The sequence below is a fragment of the Brucella pituitosa genome (assembly GCF_003049685.1).
In the GTDB taxonomy this organism is placed as follows: domain Bacteria; phylum Pseudomonadota; class Alphaproteobacteria; order Rhizobiales; family Rhizobiaceae; genus Brucella; species Brucella pituitosa.
The window spans coordinates 1948733-1967176 of sequence record NZ_PYSY02000001.1; the positions used below are offsets into that span (position 1 = coordinate 1948733).

Genomic DNA, 18444 nt, shown 5'->3' on the forward strand with positions numbered 1-18444 from the left:
AATGGCAATCCGCTCACCCTTCTGTGAACGCAATTTCGCAATCGTCGAATCTTATTAAACTGAAATAATTTTCCTTGTTTATTGCCGTGCAAACGGGAATTATCGGCATCAAGGTGGGCAGGGGGAGAAAGATCATCTAACATGATCGCTTTCCGGGACCGGCTCTCCAAAAAACTTTAGACAAGGAAAATAAGAATGTCGTCAGTCCTTTCCCGCTATTCATTGACCCGCCGTGCCGGTCTGAAAGCTGCCCTCTTCACCGCAGCAGCCCTCACCGTGGGTTTTGCGAGCGCACCAAGCCACGCCGAAGACAAGACCATCAAGGTCGGCATCATGGGCGGCGAAGACGAAGACGTCTGGAAGGTTGTTGCCGAAGAAGGCAAGAAGCACGGCCTCAACATTGAGCGCGTGACCTTCAATGATTATAACCAGCCGAATGAAGCGCTGGAACGCAAGGAAATCGACGCAAACGCTTTCCAGCACAAGCCTTATCTCGACGAACAGATCAAGCAGCACGGCTACAAGATCGGCGTTGCCGGTTACACCGCAGTCTGGCCAATCGGCATCTATTCACGCAAGATCAAAAGCCTTGATGAACTGAAAGAAGGCGCAGTTGTTGGCGTTCCGAACGATCCATCGAACGAAGGCCGTGCGCTCCGCGTTCTCGAAGCAAGCGGCCTCATCAAGCTGAAGCCGGAAGCAGGCATCCTTGCAACGCCAATCGATGTCATTGAAAATCCAAAGAAGATCGAAATCAAGGAACTCGACGCCGGTGTTGTCGGTCGTTCGATTGATGATCTTGATGTGGCAATCGTTAACAACGATTGGGCAGGCAAGGCCGGTCTCAAGAAAGAAGAAGCGATCGGTTGGGAATCGAAGGAAAACAACCCATACAACAACTTCATCGCGATCCGCACCGAAGATGAAAACGCTGAGTGGGTCAAGAATCTCGTAGCTTCGTTCCAGAACGACGCTGTGAAGGCCGAACTCGACCGTGTTTACAAAGGCACAGGCATTCCAGCCTGGAATTAATACATGTGTAGAAATAAGGTGTTAAGGCACTTTTAGTGTTTGAAAGACCGCGCCGGGAAGCATTTCCGGCGCGGCTTTTATTGACGTGTGTGAAAAAATTGCCCAAAAGCATCGGCGATGGCTCACATACAATGCGGCATTGCCCATATGAGCCCCTCTGGCATCATTTTCATTGAAGCCTTACCGATTAGAAAGTCGCGGTTCTCCGCGGCACAAGAAGCAGAAGATACGATCGTGACCACTCAACCGCAAACCGCCGCTTTAGCGCCCATCGTCGAAATGAAAGACGTGCGCCGAATGTTCGGTGAAACGCCAGCTATTAACGGCGTTTCTCTTTCGGTTGCGCGCGGCGAGATCCTCGGCATCATCGGTCGCAGCGGCGCTGGTAAATCCACGCTGATCCGCTGCATTAATGGTCTTGAAAAGCCCGATGCCGGTTCAATCAAAATCGAAGGCCGCGAAATTACTGCGCTTACGGAAAACAGCCTGCAGCCGGTGCGTCGCCGCATCGGCATGGTTTTCCAGCACTTCAATCTGTTGTCGGCAAAGACCGTTGCACAGAATATTGCTTTGCCGTTGAAAATCGCAGGCCAGCCGAAAGCCCAACGCGTGAAACGTGTTGCAGAACTGTTGGAACTGGTCGGCCTGTCCGACAAGGCCAACCATTATCCAGCCCAGCTTTCAGGCGGTCAAAAGCAGCGCGTCGGTATCGCGCGCGCATTGGCGGCAGAACCGGCAGTACTCCTTTCCGATGAAGCGACGTCTGCGCTTGATCCGGAAACGACACAATCCATTCTGGCTTTGCTCAAAGACATCAATACAAAGCTCGGCCTCACGATCCTGCTGATTACCCACGAAATGGACGTAATCCGCCGTATCGCCGATCGCGTGATCGTGCTTGATCACGGCGCAATTGCTGAGGAAGGTCCGGTCTGGCAGGTTTTTGCAAGGCCACAGGCACCGGTCACGCAAAGTCTGTTGCATGTGCTGACGCCGGAACTGCCTGCCTCCTGGCGCGAACAACTGGTCAGTGAAAAAGGCGATCAGGCAGTCATTAAAATCAGACTTTCCGGCCAGGCGGCAAAAAGCGCCTTCTTCAACGAGATCACGGCCGCAACGGGTCTTGAGACTCGCCTTATTCACGGTGGTATGGATACCATTCAGGGTGAGCCGGTTGGCACACTTTTCGTTGCCCTGCCCGCACTGGACAAGGCAAAACTCGACGCCGCCATCAGCTACATCAAAACCCACGCAGACGCCACGGAGGTACTTGGTTATGTCTCAGGCGATGCTTGATCTTCTTTGGCGCTCCTTCTGGGAAACCATCATCATGACAGGCTTTTCGAGCCTGATCTCTCTGGTGGTTGGCTTGCCGCTCGCGCTCATCATGATCCTGACTGAACGTGGCGGACTGGCGCAGAACCTGACGCTCAACACCATTCTGGGTGCAATCATCAACGGTTTCCGTTCAGTACCATTCATCATCCTGCTGGTGGCGCTTATTCCGGTCACACGCTTTATCGTTGGCACGTCCATCGGCACATGGGCATCCATCGTACCACTGTCGATTGCCGCTATTCCTTATTATGCGCGTATTGCGGAAGTTTCGCTGCGCGAAGTGGATAACGGTCTTATTGAAGCTGCACGCTCCATGGGCGCAAACCGCTGGACAATCGTTCGCGAAGTGCTGGTGCCGGAAGCGCTGCCAGGAATCGTTGCAGGCTTCACCGTCACCATCATCACACTTGTTGGCGCTTCCGCAATGGCTGGCGCAATTGGTGCAGGCGGCCTCGGCGATCTTGCAATCCGCTACGGGTATCAGCGCTTCGAAACCACCATCATGATCGCAGTTGTGATCATTCTGATCATTATGGTTTGTGGTGTTCAGTGGATCGGTGATCGTTTGGTCAACCGTCTCGACAAGCGTAATCTGCGTTCGAGAGCCTAAAGCGCATCCCGAAAAGCGGGGTAATACGTAAAAACAAATAATCAGAGCGGCTCGATGCCGCTCTTATCTTACCCTCTGACGAAAGCCCGCTTCCAGCGTATTACCGTCTGGATCAAAGACAAGGGCTGCATAATAGCCCATCTCTTCCGGCCCCTGGTAAGCTGGCGCTCCGCTTTCACTGCCGCCGCCCTGAAGAGCCGCACGGTGAAACGCTTCCACATCGTCACGGCTGCTCGCATTGAACATCAGATGCAGATGATTGCCCGGCTTGCCGCCAGGCTCGTCAGCGCCCGGTTTTGGGCCGCTATGTATCCATAGAAACGGTACAGGTGCCCTCTCCCCACCACTGACAAAGAAACCGCTGTCCGAATGGGCAATAACGGCCAACCCAAGCTTGGGCATACAGCTTTCATAGAAAGAAAGGCTGCGGTGGAGATTTCTGCTTTGAAAGCCGATGTGATCGAAGAGCGACATAGGGTCTATTATATGTCGGCTTTGGATAAAGGAAAGCGGCACTCCCAATTTTGGAGAGCGCCGCCTTTATTATTATTGGAACGTCAAAATCAGCCGCGTGTGCGTGCCAGACCCGTCTTGGCTGGCTGGTAATTTGCATCGAGCTGAAGCGCGCGCGAATAGGAATTTGCAGCCTTCGCCTTGTCGCCACGCTGTTCATAAACCAGCGCCTGATTGGACCAGCTCTCAGCAATGTTCCCATCAAGGGTGATAGCCGTATTAAAATCGTCAAACGCATTGTCATAGTCGCCAAGAGCGACATAGGAAATGCCACGACCATTATAAGGCTCAGGCGCCGTCGAATTGAGCGAAATCGCTTTCGAGAAATCTTCAATCGCCTGTTGATGCTGGCCTTTAGCCTGATAGATCAGACCACGATTGTGATAAGCGCGCCCATCGGTCGTCTGCAGCGAAATCGCCTGATTGAAGTCACTAAGCGCCTGATCGAGACGTCCGGCCAGACGATAGACGTTGCCGCGCCCGACATAAGCCGCATCATATTGCGGATTGATCTGGATCGCGCGGCTATAATCCTGAGCTGCCTTGCCGCTGTCGCCCATATAGCGATAAATCAGCGCGCGGTTTGCATAGGCCTGATAGAAGTTCGGGTTAAGCGCAATAGCCTGATCGAAATCACGCAGCGCTTCCTTATAACGACGGGCCTTACCGTAAGCCGATCCGCGCACGTTGTAAGCTTCAGGGTCGCGTGGGTTGCTCTGGATAACGCTGGTGAGCGAGCTGATGTTTTCGCTCGAGCCCTGCGCACGATCGACCGTACTCAACGCACTATGGGTGCTGGAGCTTTGGCAACCGGCGACAGCAAGTGCCAGAAACGCCGTGGCCGCCAACAGGCTGTTTCGTGCAAAATGAGAGCTTGCTGACTTTCCGGCCCTCACAACAAAGTTCCCGGACGAATGCATCACCTTAAAGCGTTTTGGCAACGACAGCGTTCCTTTCTGCTTGATCGGAGCGAGGGATTTGAAACCCAAAACTTCCGTCAACTTTGTCCCCGACTGATACAACAGCCACAATACTATAATTGCTTCTATAGCACAGCAAAAGGCAGCAGAAAAACTGCGCCCTCAAACGCATCCGAAAACCGAAAACGTCCTTCGGATAAGATACGCGTTAATTCAACTCATTGAAGCATAGATCTGATGCTATCGGATCTTCGCTCCGGATGGATCAACGCTACAATAAAGGTCTGTATATGGCAGTCCGCTGACTAATCAAATCGGCTTGTTTTATCTCGTGAAACAAACCAAGATTACTCTTCGACCTCCAGACATGCAAAAACCGGCGCAAGCCATAAGCCGCACCGGAATGCAAAAAGGCGCCGCACAGGCAGCGCCAATTTCAGATCAATCAACGAGCAGCAGGACGACCGCCGCCGATGAGACCTTCACGCTGCGCGCGCTTGCGAGCCAGCTTGCGTGCGCGGCGAACGGCTTCAGCCTTTTCACGGGCGCGCTTTTCAGATGGCTTTTCATAGTGGCCACGCATCTTCATTTCGCGGAAGATACCTTCGCGCTGCATCTTTTTCTTGAGAGCGCGGAGAGCCTGATCAACATTGTTATCGCGGACGAGTACCTGCACGTGTAATCCCGTATCGGTTAGAATTTCGATTGAGCCTGAGGCATTAAGGGCGTCTCTTAACGAGTTCCAGCTAATCGAGTCAACCGGTAAACGCCCAAAGGCTCCCAAGCTTCGCAGCTTAAACGCTGCAAATTGGTGGTGGCTATTACCAGATAGCCCACCCCCTGTCCACCTCCAGATGCAACTTTGCCCACCGTTGCAGATAAATAATGGTCTTATATCGATTTATAATGACTGACAGGTCTCGAATACGCTATCTGCCACGCGCGTTCCGCACAATTCAGCCTCATTGCTCCAGCATAGGAGCAGTCAGGCAATTCACAGCCATTTTCCCCTTTCGATTGATTCCATCGCTCAAGATTCATGTCCCTACGCAAACGACTCGTTATTCAGTTCACAGGCTATGAGGGCCTGCACCCCAAAGCCGTGCGCATACGCCATGCGCAAGCGCTGAAGGATTTTGACCGGTTATGGAAAGCCAAGACGAAGCTCTCGCCCATGATCGACGAGCCGAATGATTGTGGAACGCTGATCGCGACAACGCAGGGCAACGGCTGGCAAACCGAGACAGAGTTCTGCCAGTTCGGCACCGCTGATATCTTCGATGACTATGCTGCCCGTTCGACACCGAAGCGGATGCTGACAGGCTTTTATGCCTTCATGAACATAGTCTTCACCGGCACCCTGCTGCGCTATCTGCGGACAAGCTGGCGCTTCGTGATGTTCTTCATGTGGCCATTTCTATTGTCCATCGTCATCATAGCAACCGCAGCCCTGATTGCCTCTGCGCCCATGCTTGCGGGCTTCCCATTGTGGAATTTCGTCTGGTCGCTTCCACTGGCTGCTGTTATCGCGACATTGCTCGTGCGCTGGCCGGGCGATCGCTTTTTCATGTCCTATCTGCTCGATGACTGGTCGGCAGCCTACGACCGCATCCATAATCGCAATGAAAAGCTCGTGCGACGCCGCAAAGCTTTTGCTGAAGCGCTGAAAAAGAAAATCGAAGAAAGTGGCGCCGATGAGGTCATCATCGTCGCGCATAGTCTGGGCACGGTTCCTGCTGCAGAAGCTCTTGCCGACGTTCAGCGCGAGCGTCCAGACCTGTTGCGCAAGCAACCTGTCTCTTTGCTCGGCATCGGCTCATGCCTCCTGATGATTGCTTTACACCCCAAGGCGCGCAGTTTGCGCGAAGATGTGCGTGTGGTGATGGAAGAAAGCCCGGTTCTTTGGTCTGAATTCCAGGTTTTAACGGACATCATCCACTTCTACGGTTCTGATCCTGCGAAAACGCTCAAAATCAAGACCACAAATCCGCCGCTGATCCACCGTATCCGCTTCAAAAATGTTCATAGCGAAAACCGCTATAAACGTTCAAAGGGCAATTTCTTCCTGATGCATCTGCTTTATATGCGCGGTGCGGAGAAAAAGAACTTTTACGACTTTGGCATGTTTCTGCACGGCCCGTTCTTTTTCCGCGAACTGATGACGACGTATAAAGACAAAGCCGCCCCTCTTGATGAAGAAGGACGGCTCCTAATTTCGTAATACACGAAGCTGTTATGCTTGCGGTAGCTCTACCACTGCGATGGTAAGCCACGTCGCTGTCAGTGCTGGCTTGACCATATTCTCAACTTCCAGCGTCACTTCGTAATGGTTGACCACGCGGCCCGATGGACGAATATCAGCATTTGCCAGCTTGAACCGGGCGCGCACGCGTGCGCCAGTCTTCACCGGTGACATGAAGCGCACTTTGTCGAAGCCATAATTGATGCCCATAGTGGCACCCTGCAGCATCGGCAGCGCTTCAAATGCCAGGGTTGAAAGCAGCGACAGCGTCAGAAAGCCATGCGCAATCGTGCCGCCAAAAGGCGTTTCCTTGGCTGCGCGCTCTGGATCAACATGAATGAACTGATGATCGTCCGTCGCATCTGCGAATTGATCAATCATCGCCTGCGTGACTTCACGCCACTCGGAGCATCCAACTTCCGTACCGATTGCTTCGCGCAACTGGTCGAGCGTAATTGCGTCTTTCATTCCATGAAACTTTCTGCTGAACTGATACTCTCTTGTTATCCATTAAAGCATTTGAGCCAAAAGTGCGAAGCGGTTTTGCGTGGGATAGTGCGTAAAAACAAACAATTAGAGTGGCTCCAACGATTCGATCTTAACTGGAACCACTCTGATCACAAGACGCAAGGCCGCTGATCAGGCTGCGACCAGTATTTCACGTGCAATATCATCCCAATGGCCGAAAACGTGGCTCGCACCTTTGGAAGACAAGCGTTCAGCATGGCCTTCATAAGTATGACCGCCACCCGTATAACCAAAAGCCGTCATGCCGGCTGCAATTGCACCTTCAACGCCAAAAGGCGAATCTTCGATAACCACACAGCGCGCCGGATCAACACCCATTTTGTCAGCCGCAAAGAGGAAAAGATCGGGTGCAGGCTTACCGCGCTTGACCATGCTCGATGAATAGACTGCATCGCCGAAATAATGATTGATACCGGTCTTCTCCAGGCTGAATGCGATGCGCTCCGGTTGCGAGGAGGATGCAACGCAACGCTTGTGCGGCAGGACTTTCAGAAAATCAGCAATGCCGACCGCAGGCTGCAGATGTTCGGCAAACAGAACCTTCGTTTCCGGCCAGAACTGGCTCAAAGCTTCTTCTGGCAGGCGATGGCCAGTCAAACCGGCGATCATTTCTAGAATATCTGCCTGCTTCATGCCGATGCCTTTGGCAACGGTGCCTTGCGGCAGCATCATACCGTGATTGGCATATACCTGTTCAAACGCGCGGCAGGAAAGCGGCTCGCTATCGACGAGAACACCGTCACAATCGAAGATAACGAGATCGAAGGGGGATGCGTTGCTCATAAAGGCTCCAGTGGCATGCATATTTTGTCGCGCAGTTTGGGGGTGCGCGTCTGTCAGTGTTGATATAGAGACTGTTCGTCCATTGCGCATCTATAACAATATAAGCGTGACAAAATTATCGCGGAATAGATAATTAAGTAATTTGCGGAGACTCTCATGACGACGAATGTGGCACTGGTTGGATTGGCGCGAGACTTACAATTACGCGCCGAAACCGGAAAACCAATCCGCATCGGTCTTATCGGTGCGGGTGAAATGGGCACGGATATCGTCACACAGGTCGCCCGTATGCCCGGCATCGAAGTCGGCGCGCTGTCTGCCCGACGCCTGCCAAACACATTCAAGGCTGTCCGCACCGCCTATGGCGACGATGACAATGCGCGCGAAGCCAATAGCGAAAGCGCCATGACCAGCGCTATTGAAAGCGGCAAAATTGCTGTCACCGGCGATAATGATCTGATCCTCTCAAATCCGCTGATCGACGTCATCATCGATGCAACCGGCATTCCGGAAGTGGGTGCCGAGACCGGCATCAAGGCTATCGAGCATGGCAAGCACCTTGTGATGATGAATGTCGAAGCCGATGTCACCATCGGACCTTACCTTAAGGCACAGGCCGACAAGCACGGTGTTATTTATTCGCTGGGTGCAGGCGACGAACCTTCCTCCTGCATGGAGCTGATCGAGTTCGTTTCAGCGCTTGGCTATGAAGTGGTCTCTGCTGGTAAGGGCAAGAACAATCCGCTTAATTTTGATGCCATCCCTGACGACTATCAGGAAGAAGCCGACCGCCGGAACATGAATGTCCGCCTGCTGGTCGAATTCATCGATGGCTCCAAGACCATGGTCGAAATGGCAGCCATTGCCAATGCAACCGGCCTTGTTCCTGATATTGCCGGGATGCATGGCCCCCGCGCCAGCATTGACCAGTTGAGCAGCACTCTAATCCCGCAGGCGGATGGCGGTGTGCTGACCAAAAGTGGTGTCGTCGATTATTCCATCGGGAAAGGCGTTTCGCCCGGCGTGTTCGTTGTGGCCAAGATGGACCACCCTCGTCTTAACGAACGTCTTGAAGATCTGAAAATCGGCAAAGGCCCTTACTTCACCTTCCACCGCCCCTACCACCTCACTTCACTTGAAGTGCCGTTGACCGTTGCGCGCGCGGTTCTGCATGGCAAATCCGATATGGTGCCGTTGCCAAAGCCTGTGGCAGAAGTCTGTGCCGTTGCGAAAAAGGACATGCAGCCGGGCGAAAAGCTCGATGCCATCGGCCAATATTGCTACCGCTCATGGATCATGACGACACCGGAAGCACGTGCTGCCAAAGCCATTCCTTGCGGCTTGCTGCAAAACGGCACCGTCACCGCACCGATCAAGAAAGGTGAACTCATCACCTATGCCAATGCAGCACCGCAGCCGGGCTCCAAGATCGCCGAACTGCGTGCGTTGCAGGACAAGATGATCTACGGCTGAAGCCCGATCGAAAACTCAAACAAAAAGGCGGCTCGAAGCCGCCTTTTTGTTTTCCAACCGGGCACCCCGGCCTTATGAGATTCGGGGAAATGGCGTGCCGAAAATGGTGAGGTTCGAGAACCGGAGCGGAGTGTACTTAACGTACATGAGCACCGGAAGCGCAGAACCACGCCATTTGCAGACCGCCAGAACCCGAATATCCAAGGCCTAGTGGTCCAATGCTTTGACGATGCTTTCCACCATCTTCTTCGCGTCAGCAAAAAGCATCATGGTGTTGTCGCGGAAGAACAGCTCGTTCTCCACGCCCGCATAACCTGAGCCCATGCCGCGCTTGATGAAAAGTACTGTTCCAGCCTTGTCGACATCGAGGATCGGCATACCGAAAATCGGCGATTGCGGGTCGGTCTTCGCTGCCGGATTGGTCACGTCATTCGCGCCAATCACGAAGGCAACATCAGCCGTCGCAAATTCTGAATTGATGTCTTCAAGCTCGAAAACTTCATCATAAGGTACGTTGGCTTCGGCCAGCAGAACATTCATATGGCCCGGCATACGACCAGCAACAGGGTGGATTGCGTATTTGACTTCCACGCCTTCGGCTTTCAGCTTGTCGGCCATTTCACGCAGCGCGTGCTGTGCCTGCGCCACTGCCATACCGTAACCCGGCACGATAATGACCTTGGAAGCGTTCTTCATGATGAAGGCCGCATCGTCTGCCGAACCCTGCTTGACCGGACGCTGCTCAACTTCGCCGCTGCCAGCAGCCGAGGTGTCTCCACCAAACCCACCGAGAATGACCGAGATAAACGAGCGGTTCATGCCCTTACACATGATGTAGGACAGGATCGCACCAGACGAACCAACCAGCGCACCAGTAATAATCAGCGCCAGATTGCCAAGCGTGAAACCGATGCCTGCTGCAGCCCAGCCCGAATAGGAGTTGAGCATGGAAACGACAACCGGCATATCTGCACCGCCGATTGGCACAATGATTAGCACACCGAACACCAGCGCCAGAATGACGATGAGCCAGAACACGAAATGACTTTCGGTGTTGGTCAGAACGGCAATCAGGATCACGATTGCCGCCGCCAGTGCAGCATTGATGACATGGCGCCCCGGCAGCATGATCGGCTTGCCCGACATGCGGCCATCAAGCTTCAGGAATGCGATGATCGAGCCTGTGAAGGTGATTGCACCAATCGCAACACCCAGCGACATTTCGATCAGCGCCTGACCGTGGATTTGGCCGACTTCACCAATGCCAAAGGAGTGCGGTGAGTAAAGCGCTGCGGCAGCAACGAGAACAGCTGCAAGACCGATCAGCGAGTGAAAGGCTGCCACAAGCTGCGGCATCGCGGTCATGGCGATACGGCGTGCAATCACGGCACCAATACCGCCACCAATGGCGATACCAAGAAGGATCAGCACCAGACCGCCGAAGCTTGGACGTGCCAGCAACAGCGTGGTGACGATAGCAATACCCATACCGATCATGCCGTAGGTATTACCCTGACGGCTGGTGGTTGGGTGCGAAAGGCCGCGCAGTGCCATGATGAACAGGACGCCAGAGACCAGATAAAGGAAGGCTGCGAGATTAACACTCATGATGGCTCAGCCCTCACTTTTCTTTTTTCTTGTACATGGCGAGCATGCGCTGGGTAACCAGAAAGCCGCCAAAGATGTTTACACTTGCAAGGATGAGCGCGATGAAGCCGAAGCCCGTGGCCCAGCCCGAAAGCGAAAGACCGACTGCGAGAAGTGCGCCGACCACGATCACCGATGAAATGGCATTGGTAACGGCCATAAGTGGTGTGTGAAGTGCAGGTGTCACCTGCCAGACAACGTAATAACCGACGAAAATCGACAGGACGAAAATCGCAAGACGGAAGACAAACGGATCAACCACGCCACCGCTTGCAGCATGGGCGGCAGCGGCGGCCGCGTCTCCTAAACCACCTGCATTTTCCGCTGCCCGCCTTACGGCATCTGCCGCCTGATTGAGGCTCTCAAGAGCTTTTTCGAGTGCTGTATCGGACATTATGCCTCTCCTCCATCAGCGGAAGTTTTTGCAGCTTTTGCCGGTGCTTTTCGGGTTGTTTTGGCGACAGCCTTAGCCGTGGCAGACGCCGCCTCCTTTGCAGCCTCTGCCTTGACAGCAGGCGCCTTTGCCTTCGGCGCAGCTTTCGGCTTAGCGACCTTCTCAGTCACGACCGCTGGTGCTGCTTCGGCTTCGGCCTTGGCAAAAGCCGGATGCACAATTTTGCCCTCATGGGTGAGAAGCGTCGCCTTTACCAGCTCTTCTTCCGGATCGAGCTTGAGCAGCTTTGCTTCCTTATCGACCAGCGTTTCGAGGAATGCATAAAGGTTGCGTGCGTAAAGCTGCGAGGCAGTCGCCGCAATGCGTCCCGGCACATTGAGATGCCCGACGATCTTCACGCCGTTCACATCTGCAACCTGACCGGCAATTGCACCCTCAACGTTGCCGCCGCGCTCAACGGCAAGATCAATCAGCACCGAGCCCGGACGCATGGCCGCGACCATTTCCTTCGTCACGAGGCGCGGAGCCGGACGACCCGGAATAAGCGCTGTGGTGATGACAATATCCTGCTTGGCGATATGGTCTGCAACGAGTGCCGCCTGCTTCGCCTGATATTCCTTCGACATTTCCTTGGCATAGCCGCCAGAGGTTTCAGCAGCCTTGAATTCCTCATCCTCGACAGCGATAAATTTCGCGCCAAGAGAAGCCACCTGTTCTTTAGCGGCCGGACGCACGTCGGTTGCTGTCACGACAGCCCCAAGACGGCGCGCGGTCGCAATAGCCTGCAAACCTGCAACGCCCGCCCCCATGACAAACACGCGCGCCGCAGGAACGGTGCCCGCTGCCGTCATCATCATCGGCATGGCGCGATCATAGGTTTCGGACGCGTCAATGACCGCCTGATAACCCGCGAGATTGGCTTGCGACGAGAGAACATCCATCACCTGCGCACGGGTGATGCGCGGCATGAATTCCATCGTGAAAGCGGAAATTCCGGCCTTGCCCAATGCTGCGACGGCCTCTTCATGGCCATAAGGATCAAGCATCGCAAAGAGCGCTGTGCCCGATTTATATCCTTTAAGTTCCGCGTCGTTTGGCCGGCGTACCTTGAGGATAACATCTGCCGCTTTGGCATCTGCCGCAGTTCCAATGCGCGCCCCGGCACCCGAAAATTCGGTATCGATGATACGCGATTTTTCGCCTGCGCCTTTTTCCACCACGACATCAAAACCAAGCGCGATGAATTTCTTCACCGTCTCGGCAGATGCCGCAACGCGGGTCTCGTTGGGATCACTCTCTTTCGGAATGAATATAGTCTGGGCCAACTGGTTTCCCTTTCGTGGCTTGATCCGACCTTGCGGACGGGCACAATTCAGAGCCTCCGGGAAGAGGCTCCATCAAAGACATTTGAGTCCATTTCGATCTGATTGAATCAGATTGGCGCGTCTCAACATTTTGTTCTCACGCGTATCTTGGTCCCAAAACCATTTCACACTTTTCGGGATGCGCTCGAAGTAGACAACATGCATAAAGCCCCGGCACGGTGCGGGCTGCACCAATACCAAGGCATTCGATCAAATCGTGCAGATTATTGCTGGTTTAAGTCCTTAGAGAAGGAACCAGGCAGCAACGCAGATAAGAAGGAAAAGAACGGTCGCAGAGAAGAAACCACCCGCGAAGAAGCCGAACGCCATGGCAGCCAGAAGCGCAACGAGTGCCACTGTGCCCCATTTAAATACGATCGTGAAACCCGCATAAGTTTTCTCATGCTCAGGATAATCCATCGACGCGCCAAGTTCAGCTGGGGCTGTATTGTGATGTTCTGCCATTTTTTAGTTCCACCCATTGAGATATTTTGACTATTCTTAGCCAGAATATCCGCAATCTTCAACGCGCATGCAACCTTTACCGGAGTTAGCCTTTAGCTTTCCTACCCGGCTGTTTGTCGCAGCGCCCCTCCATTCCGCAAGTGCCGCATTGTGCGGCTCCTCCACCTAACTAACGGCAATTTTCAAAAAGTGCTACATCTAATTATTTAGAGCAACTTTCAAAAAGATTTAAAAGATAGATGGCAAGGATCGTGCGTAAACGCAGTTTCGTCAACGATAGGCACTATACGCCCAGCCCCGTATATTTAGCGGTCGGCAAGATGGTCAGCGGCCCCACGCCATTCACAAGATTGCCAAACATGGCGCGCCGTTCATGCGGTTGAGACTTGAAGAAGGGAAAACGAACAGCAACCGCATCTCGAATATTGCGAATAGGTGCTGCACCTAAACCAACCTTGATGCCATATCCTTCGTGCTCGCGCGCTTCAGCCATAACGGTCGTGCCGAAAATGCGCTTATAAAAGGCCATATGCTCGGGCTTAACTGACGCAAGACATTGATCAGCTTCGAAAAACTCCGAAGCCATCGCTGCAATGCGAAGCGTGACATAGGGAATGGCAGGATACTCGCTCAACAATTCAGGGTCTGCTGCAAATCGCGTGGGATCGACAAAGCTCATACCGCTGTTCAGCAATGGATCAAGGATATCAGGAAACAGTGCGTAGCTTGTTCCGCGGCGGTGGTCTGGCGTGATGTGATGAATTCGCAATGTACTGACCAACTGCCCATCGATATGGATACCATAGACAAAGGCATGGCTGTCGAGATCAATATCATCGACGATCGACGGCACTTCCGCTTCATGCATCACATTGCGCGTACGATAGGACCGATAGCGCAAACGGCCTATCTCTTCGAGATCTTCCGCGTGAACCACACGGCGATATTCTACCCGATCCAGAAACTGCAGGAGCTGCCGCGCGAAATTGGATAGCGGCGGTTGCCCGCCGGAGACAGCTTCATTGGTCATTCAAATTGTATCCGCACCCATCAAATCAGCGCGCAGAATAAGGTGCTTTATGAGCGTGTAAAGGTATAACTTGGAGTTTTTCTCTCATGTCGGGAAGAGATAAACCCGCCGCCTCATAAAAGTGATGCTGCAGAGAGGCCCGTTTTGCGGCTTGGCGAGGTTGAATGGCCGCCTAAACGGCCATTCTGACTAGTCCAATGGGGAGCTAGATCTCATTGGCCAAAGATTGAAACATGTTGATTGTTTCTTCTTTCACTGCCTGACCATCGACATTGTAGTTGGCATAAGCCGATGTCTTGACAATCACCACCCGCTTGGCCGGATTGACATAGATGAACTGCCCGTAAATCCCCACACCACAAAAATCGCCTTGAGGTTCCACAGGTATCCACCACTGATAGCCATAACCATAAGCTGTCTTTCCAGACGGCATTTTCCGTCCCGGCATCAAATAGGGTTCATCAGGTGTCACAGAATCATGCACCCACTGAGCAGGCACAATCTGCTCACCGCGATAATTGCGTCCTTCATTCATATAGAGCAGCCCGAAGCGGGCGTAATCGCGTAGAACAGCATTCAGGCCCCCCGCCGCAACGACCTCGCCTTTTGGATCAGCCAGCCAATACGCGTCAGCTTCTGCTCCCAGCTTCGACCAAAGCCGATCTCCGAAATACTGCTGAATCGGTACGCCTGTCGCCCCTTCAAGAACCAGAGCGAGAACCTGAGTATCGGCAGAAACATACTGAGTGACCGTTCCCTGGGGCACTGCATTTTTCAAATGAGCCGTGAAATCAACAACGGAGCCTGTCAGCATCTGCACAATGTAATGCACAATATCTGAATTCAGATCAGCGTAATTCTCGTTGAAGCCGATACCTGAGGACATTTGCAAGACGTTTTTGACAGTAACACCCTTATAGCCCCCCTCTTTGAGAGCCGGTGCATAGTGATCGACCGTCTCGTCCAATTTGATCTGCCCATCATGAACAGCATTGCCGATCAGGAAGGAAATGAAGGATTTTGAAAGAGACATTGCAATGGATTGCGTTTTCTCCGTGTTGCCCCGCGCATATTCTTCATGGACGATCACACCATCTTTGAGAACAATAAATCCGGTTGTGTCTGTTCGTTCGAGAAAGTCAGAAAGTTTGCGCGTTTCACCTTTGTAGACATAAGTCTCTGGCAATGCCCGTTCGACTTTTGGCAAAGGGCTAACATCATTGGTATGCGGGATGCGGATTGACGCGTAACGCTTGTAGAGAGTGCGAAAATTCTCATCGATCACATCAGGTTTAAATATCTGGGCATATTCATACACGGCCCAATATTCATGTATCTTTTTCCAAAAAACCGCCGCACCAACACCAAGAATAATTACAAGGCATATAGTTAAATATAATAAATAGCGAAAAACCCGCTTCATTCCTCCTCCTTTATTAAATTTTACTTATAAATAACGAGAGAATTAAATTCACTCTTCAATGACCAGCGAGTATCTTCAACTTTATTGCTGTAAAGAAAATAGCTAAAATTTGCCAAGATAAAATAGGGTGCATGGCAGACACATAAATCGTTTTATATGATTGGACGCTTGTTCGTTCAAACACGACAGCATCGGCCCAAAAATCGATTGAGATTTTGGGAAAGCACGATGCTTAGTAAAGAAGGCAGAGCGACCTTTGTGCACCCAGGAGGGCGCACGGCGCTCTATCCGACGAATGTGCGCCCACTATCATGAGGCACCACGGCCTTGGCCGAAGAAGTTCGAATTTCTGTGGCAGGAACAGGTTTACCCAAGAGATAGCCTTGCACCAGATCGGCACCCGCCGCCACGCGTATTAATGCCAGCTGTTCTTCCGTTTCAACGCCCTCAACTGTTACGGCGAGCCCAAGCTCATGCGAAAGCTGCGTCACACCGCGCAACAACATCAGCGATCGGCGATCGGTGGTGATGTCATGCACAAAAGAACGGTCGACTTTGACCTTGGTCAGCGGCAAGCTGTTGAGATAGCTAAGACTTGAATAACCCGTACCAAAATCGTCCAGCGCAATATTGATCCCGGCATTTTTAAGACGCTGTAAAACCAGCGACGTCTGATTACTGTCGGCGATGATCGCACTTTCCGTCACCTCAACCTCAAGCTGCCGGGCGGGGAGGCCTGATTTCTGCAATGCATTGGCAATATCACGCGTGATATCGCTGTTCTTCAAATCAATGGCTGACAGATTGACCGAAACGCCAATCCGATCACCCCATGTGCTACAATCTAAGCAGGCTTGCTCAAGCATGAATCGCGTGATTTGCGAGATGATGCCAATTTCTTCTGCCAGTGGAATGAATTCGGCCGGAGGCACATGCCCGAGCTCCGAATGTTCCCATCGCGCCAGTGCTTCATAGGCCACAACGCGCAGCGACTGCGCGCTGACAATCGGCTGATAAACAACCTTGATCTCTCGGTTTTCGATGGCCAAACGCAGATCGGCTTTCAACTTCTGCCGCCCGCGATATTTGGTATCCATGGCGCTCACAAAAAGCGCCCATTGTTTACCCTCTTCACTTTTGGCTTCATAAAGCGCCAGATCAGCATTCATATGCATACTGCCAACGTCGCTTTTCTCAATGGTCTCAGTGGCAACACCCGCACTGATCTCAATGTGAATCTGATCGCCGTTAAGATCGTAGACACCACTTGCCACTGAAATAACGTGGTCCATGACCGAGACCACTTCATCATCGCCGCGAAGATTAAAGACAAAAATAACGAACTCGTCGCCGCCAAATCGTGAGGCAACATAACGTTGCGGGTCAAGCGAGTTGAGCCGCTCCGCAAAAAGCCGCAGGAATACATCACCGACGTGATGGCCAAGCGTATCGTTGACATGCTTGAAATGATTGATGTCAATGACGATCAGGGCCGCAAGTGTATCAGGTTCCTGATGGGTGCGCAGCGAACGCACCATCGTTTCGAAGTAATTACGGTTCGGCAGTCCGGTTAAACCGTCAAAACGCGCCATATGCTGAATGCGCGCTTCGGATTCGACCCTCTGTGTCACATCTTCAAACATCAGCACCACACCCGCATTAGAGGTCTGGTTGCCGATGCACTCAATATAACGATTATCTGCCAGCTGCAGAATGTCGCGCGCTTTGCGCCCCGACAGCAAGTCCTGCATGCGTGTTCGGATATTGATCAGGTCATTGTGAGGAAACAGGCCCTGCTTTGCGCAATAACGCAACAAGACTTCCAACCTGCGGCCACGCAATTTGGTATGCTCGGCGATCTTCAGCAACGCTTTCGTCTTGTGATTGATAACGGCAATGCGCTGCTGCGCATCGAACATCAGCAAGCCTTGCGGCATGTTGTTGAGCGCGGCATCAAAACGCCCTGCCACGATGGAAAGACGTCGTTTTCCCATCACCGCTGCGAAGAGAAATTCGCGAAGGCCGTTGGCCATCTGGATATTGGACAGAAAATACGGGATCAGCAGCAGCCCAATGACAACATGAAAGGGCGTTCCCGCAAGGATCAATCCGGCCAGAACCGGGATCAGCGTACAAGCGGACATCAGTATCACGGCTTTTGCTGACGCATAATTGCGTCCAACAATCGATACGACCGATGCCAGCAAAATAGTCAGGCTTGCAAGTTCAGCGAAGGAATCACGCAAAACATAACTTGAGAAAAAGCAGAGCATTCCCAGCGTTGCACAGACCAAAGAAGCGCCGACCAGATAGCGTGCTTCCCACTTATCTAAATCCGCATGAGACAGGCTGCCAAGCTTGGCCTGATCAAATTTATGCATGTCATAGAGGCGACCAAGCGCCACAACTGTAAAAATGCTGGCAAATCCCAAAAAGCGCCAGTCAGCTGTTTTTACATAGATGACGACACACGCCACAACATGGGCGAGCAAACCAAACCATAATGTCGTGCGATTGCCGTAAAGCGCACGCAGAAATGATAGCCGCACATCGGCAGGTATCTCAGGTTGAAGGCTTCGCCACATCTCTTTGATTGTACCCCTTTCATAGGGGGAATATGCCACCAATCACTTAAAAATACCTTTCGCAAAACTAAACCACAAGCTGTTATTACAACCACCA

The 18444-nt window shown here is 52.6% G+C and carries 17 protein-coding genes; 5 read left to right on the forward strand and 12 right to left on the reverse strand.

Features of this window, described 5'->3' with window-relative positions; translation table 11 throughout:
• The first annotated feature begins 195 nt into the window (after positions 1 to 195).
• The 3 genes from C9380_RS09595 (at position 196) to C9380_RS09605 (ending at position 2980) form a co-directional block, all read left to right on the forward strand.
• Positions 196 to 1032 carry a MetQ/NlpA family ABC transporter substrate-binding protein gene (locus C9380_RS09595; RefSeq protein WP_128093445.1) on the forward strand — a complete coding sequence of 279 codons (837 nt, stop codon included), beginning with the start codon at positions 196 to 198 and terminating at the stop codon, positions 1030 to 1032.
• Positions 1033 to 1311: 279 nt separating this feature from the next.
• Positions 1312 to 2328, forward strand: coding sequence for a methionine ABC transporter ATP-binding protein (locus C9380_RS09600; protein ID WP_128093649.1), 1017 nt, complete (start codon positions 1312 to 1314; stop codon positions 2326 to 2328).
• Positions 2309 to 2980: a methionine ABC transporter permease gene (locus C9380_RS09605; protein ID WP_024899292.1), complete on the forward strand. Its 672-nt coding sequence runs from the start codon at positions 2309 to 2311 to the stop codon at positions 2978 to 2980. Before C9380_RS09600 ends, C9380_RS09605 begins: the two co-directional genes overlap by 20 nt.
• 63 nt (positions 2981 to 3043) lie before the next feature.
• On the opposite strand, the gene C9380_RS09610 is transcribed toward C9380_RS09605, so the two are convergent.
• From C9380_RS09610 to rpsU, 3 genes are all read right to left on the reverse strand, one after another.
• Positions 3044 to 3454 carry a VOC family protein gene (locus C9380_RS09610; RefSeq protein ID WP_128093446.1) on the reverse strand — a complete coding sequence of 137 codons (411 nt, stop codon included), beginning with the start codon at positions 3452 to 3454 and terminating at the stop codon, positions 3044 to 3046.
• Between the two features lie 89 nt (positions 3455 to 3543).
• Positions 3544 to 4413 (reverse strand): tetratricopeptide repeat protein, encoded by an 870-nt coding sequence (locus C9380_RS09615; RefSeq protein ID WP_036568002.1) that lies wholly within the window; start codon positions 4411 to 4413, stop codon positions 3544 to 3546.
• A 445-nt stretch (positions 4414 to 4858) separates the two neighbouring features.
• Positions 4859 to 5089 carry a 30S ribosomal protein S21 gene (gene rpsU, locus C9380_RS09620; RefSeq protein ID WP_024899289.1) on the reverse strand — a complete coding sequence of 77 codons (231 nt, stop codon included), beginning with the start codon at positions 5087 to 5089 and terminating at the stop codon, positions 4859 to 4861.
• Positions 5090 to 5452: 363 nt separating this feature from the next.
• Between rpsU and C9380_RS09625 the strand changes: the two genes are divergently transcribed.
• A complete protein-coding gene (locus C9380_RS09625) occupies positions 5453 to 6634 on the forward strand; it encodes an alpha/beta hydrolase (RefSeq protein WP_128093447.1) in 1182 nt (393 codons plus the stop codon).
• Positions 6635 to 6646: 12 nt separating this feature from the next.
• Here C9380_RS09625 and C9380_RS09630 read toward each other — a convergent pair whose 3' ends face one another.
• Positions 6647 to 7123 (reverse strand): MaoC family dehydratase, encoded by a 477-nt coding sequence (locus C9380_RS09630; protein ID WP_024899287.1) that lies wholly within the window; start codon positions 7121 to 7123, stop codon positions 6647 to 6649.
• A 171-nt stretch (positions 7124 to 7294) separates the two neighbouring features.
• Positions 7295 to 7966 carry an HAD family hydrolase gene (locus tag C9380_RS09635; protein ID WP_024899286.1) on the reverse strand — a complete coding sequence of 224 codons (672 nt, stop codon included), beginning with the start codon at positions 7964 to 7966 and terminating at the stop codon, positions 7295 to 7297.
• A gap of 156 nt (positions 7967 to 8122) precedes the next feature.
• On the opposite strand from C9380_RS09635, the gene C9380_RS09640 reads away from it, so the two are divergent.
• Complete coding sequence (locus tag C9380_RS09640) at positions 8123 to 9439, forward strand: 1-deoxy-D-ribulose 5-phosphate reductoisomerase (protein ID WP_024899285.1); 1317 nt, start codon at positions 8123 to 8125, stop codon at positions 9437 to 9439.
• 207 nt (positions 9440 to 9646) lie between these two features.
• On the opposite strand, the gene C9380_RS09645 is transcribed toward C9380_RS09640, so the two are convergent.
• From C9380_RS09645 to C9380_RS09675, 7 genes are all read right to left on the reverse strand, one after another.
• On the reverse strand, positions 9647 to 11047 hold the full coding sequence (locus tag C9380_RS09645) for an NAD(P)(+) transhydrogenase (Re/Si-specific) subunit beta (RefSeq protein ID WP_024899284.1): 1401 nt from the start codon (positions 11045 to 11047) through the stop codon (positions 9647 to 9649).
• A 13-nt stretch (positions 11048 to 11060) separates the two neighbouring features.
• Positions 11061 to 11480 (reverse strand): NAD(P) transhydrogenase subunit alpha part 2, encoded by a 420-nt coding sequence (locus C9380_RS09650; RefSeq protein WP_128093448.1) that lies wholly within the window; start codon positions 11478 to 11480, stop codon positions 11061 to 11063.
• Positions 11480 to 12805 (reverse strand): Re/Si-specific NAD(P)(+) transhydrogenase subunit alpha, encoded by a 1326-nt coding sequence (locus C9380_RS09655; RefSeq protein ID WP_024899282.1) that lies wholly within the window; start codon positions 12803 to 12805, stop codon positions 11480 to 11482. Before C9380_RS09655 ends, C9380_RS09650 begins: the two co-directional genes overlap by 1 nt.
• A 282-nt stretch (positions 12806 to 13087) precedes the next feature.
• The gene (locus C9380_RS09660; RefSeq protein ID WP_024899281.1) at positions 13088 to 13309 is read right to left on the reverse strand and encodes an aa3-type cytochrome c oxidase subunit IV; all 222 of its coding nucleotides are present in this window, start codon (positions 13307 to 13309) and stop codon (positions 13088 to 13090) included.
• A 283-nt stretch (positions 13310 to 13592) separates the two neighbouring features.
• Positions 13593 to 14339, reverse strand: a complete 747-nt coding sequence (locus C9380_RS09665; protein WP_024899280.1) for an N-acyl amino acid synthase FeeM domain-containing protein — start codon at positions 14337 to 14339, stop codon at positions 13593 to 13595.
• Positions 14340 to 14544: 205 nt separating this feature from the next.
• Entirely contained in the window at positions 14545 to 15762 is a 1218-nt protein-coding gene (locus C9380_RS09670) for a serine hydrolase domain-containing protein (protein WP_128093449.1), read from the reverse strand.
• A gap of 284 nt (positions 15763 to 16046) precedes the next feature.
• Complete coding sequence (locus C9380_RS09675; protein WP_128093450.1) at positions 16047 to 18347, reverse strand: putative bifunctional diguanylate cyclase/phosphodiesterase; 2301 nt, start codon at positions 18345 to 18347, stop codon at positions 16047 to 16049.
• Positions 18348 to 18444: the final 97 nt, after the last annotated feature.

Coding starts and splice junctions, on each gene's coding strand:
- C9380_RS09600 (WP_128093649.1), top strand. CDS start 1,312: ATGAAAGACGTGCGCCGAATGTTCGGTGAAACGCCAGCTATTAACGGC.
- C9380_RS09650 (WP_128093448.1), bottom strand. CDS start 11,480: ATGTCCGATACAGCACTCGAAAAAGCTCTTGAGAGCCTCAATCAGGCG.
- C9380_RS09630 (WP_024899287.1), bottom strand. CDS start 7,123: ATGAAAGACGCAATTACGCTCGACCAGTTGCGCGAAGCAATCGGTACG.
- C9380_RS09675 (WP_128093450.1), bottom strand. CDS start 18,347: ATGTGGCGAAGCCTTCAACCTGAGATACCTGCCGATGTGCGGCTATCA.
- C9380_RS09625 (WP_128093447.1), top strand. CDS start 5,453: ATGTCCCTACGCAAACGACTCGTTATTCAGTTCACAGGCTATGAGGGC.
- C9380_RS09660 (WP_024899281.1), bottom strand. CDS start 13,309: ATGGCAGAACATCACAATACAGCCCCAGCTGAACTTGGCGCGTCGATG.
- C9380_RS09635 (WP_024899286.1), bottom strand. CDS start 7,966: ATGAGCAACGCATCCCCCTTCGATCTCGTTATCTTCGATTGTGACGGT.
- C9380_RS09615 (WP_036568002.1), bottom strand. CDS start 4,413: ATGCATTCGTCCGGGAACTTTGTTGTGAGGGCCGGAAAGTCAGCAAGC.
- C9380_RS09645 (WP_024899284.1), bottom strand. CDS start 11,047: ATGAGTGTTAATCTCGCAGCCTTCCTTTATCTGGTCTCTGGCGTCCTG.
- C9380_RS09610 (WP_128093446.1), bottom strand. CDS start 3,454: ATGTCGCTCTTCGATCACATCGGCTTTCAAAGCAGAAATCTCCACCGC.
- C9380_RS09665 (WP_024899280.1), bottom strand. CDS start 14,339: ATGACCAATGAAGCTGTCTCCGGCGGGCAACCGCCGCTATCCAATTTC.
- C9380_RS09670 (WP_128093449.1), bottom strand. CDS start 15,762: ATGAAGCGGGTTTTTCGCTATTTATTATATTTAACTATATGCCTTGTA.
- C9380_RS09595 (WP_128093445.1), top strand. CDS start 196: ATGTCGTCAGTCCTTTCCCGCTATTCATTGACCCGCCGTGCCGGTCTG.
- C9380_RS09605 (WP_024899292.1), top strand. CDS start 2,309: ATGTCTCAGGCGATGCTTGATCTTCTTTGGCGCTCCTTCTGGGAAACC.
- C9380_RS09640 (WP_024899285.1), top strand. CDS start 8,123: ATGACGACGAATGTGGCACTGGTTGGATTGGCGCGAGACTTACAATTA.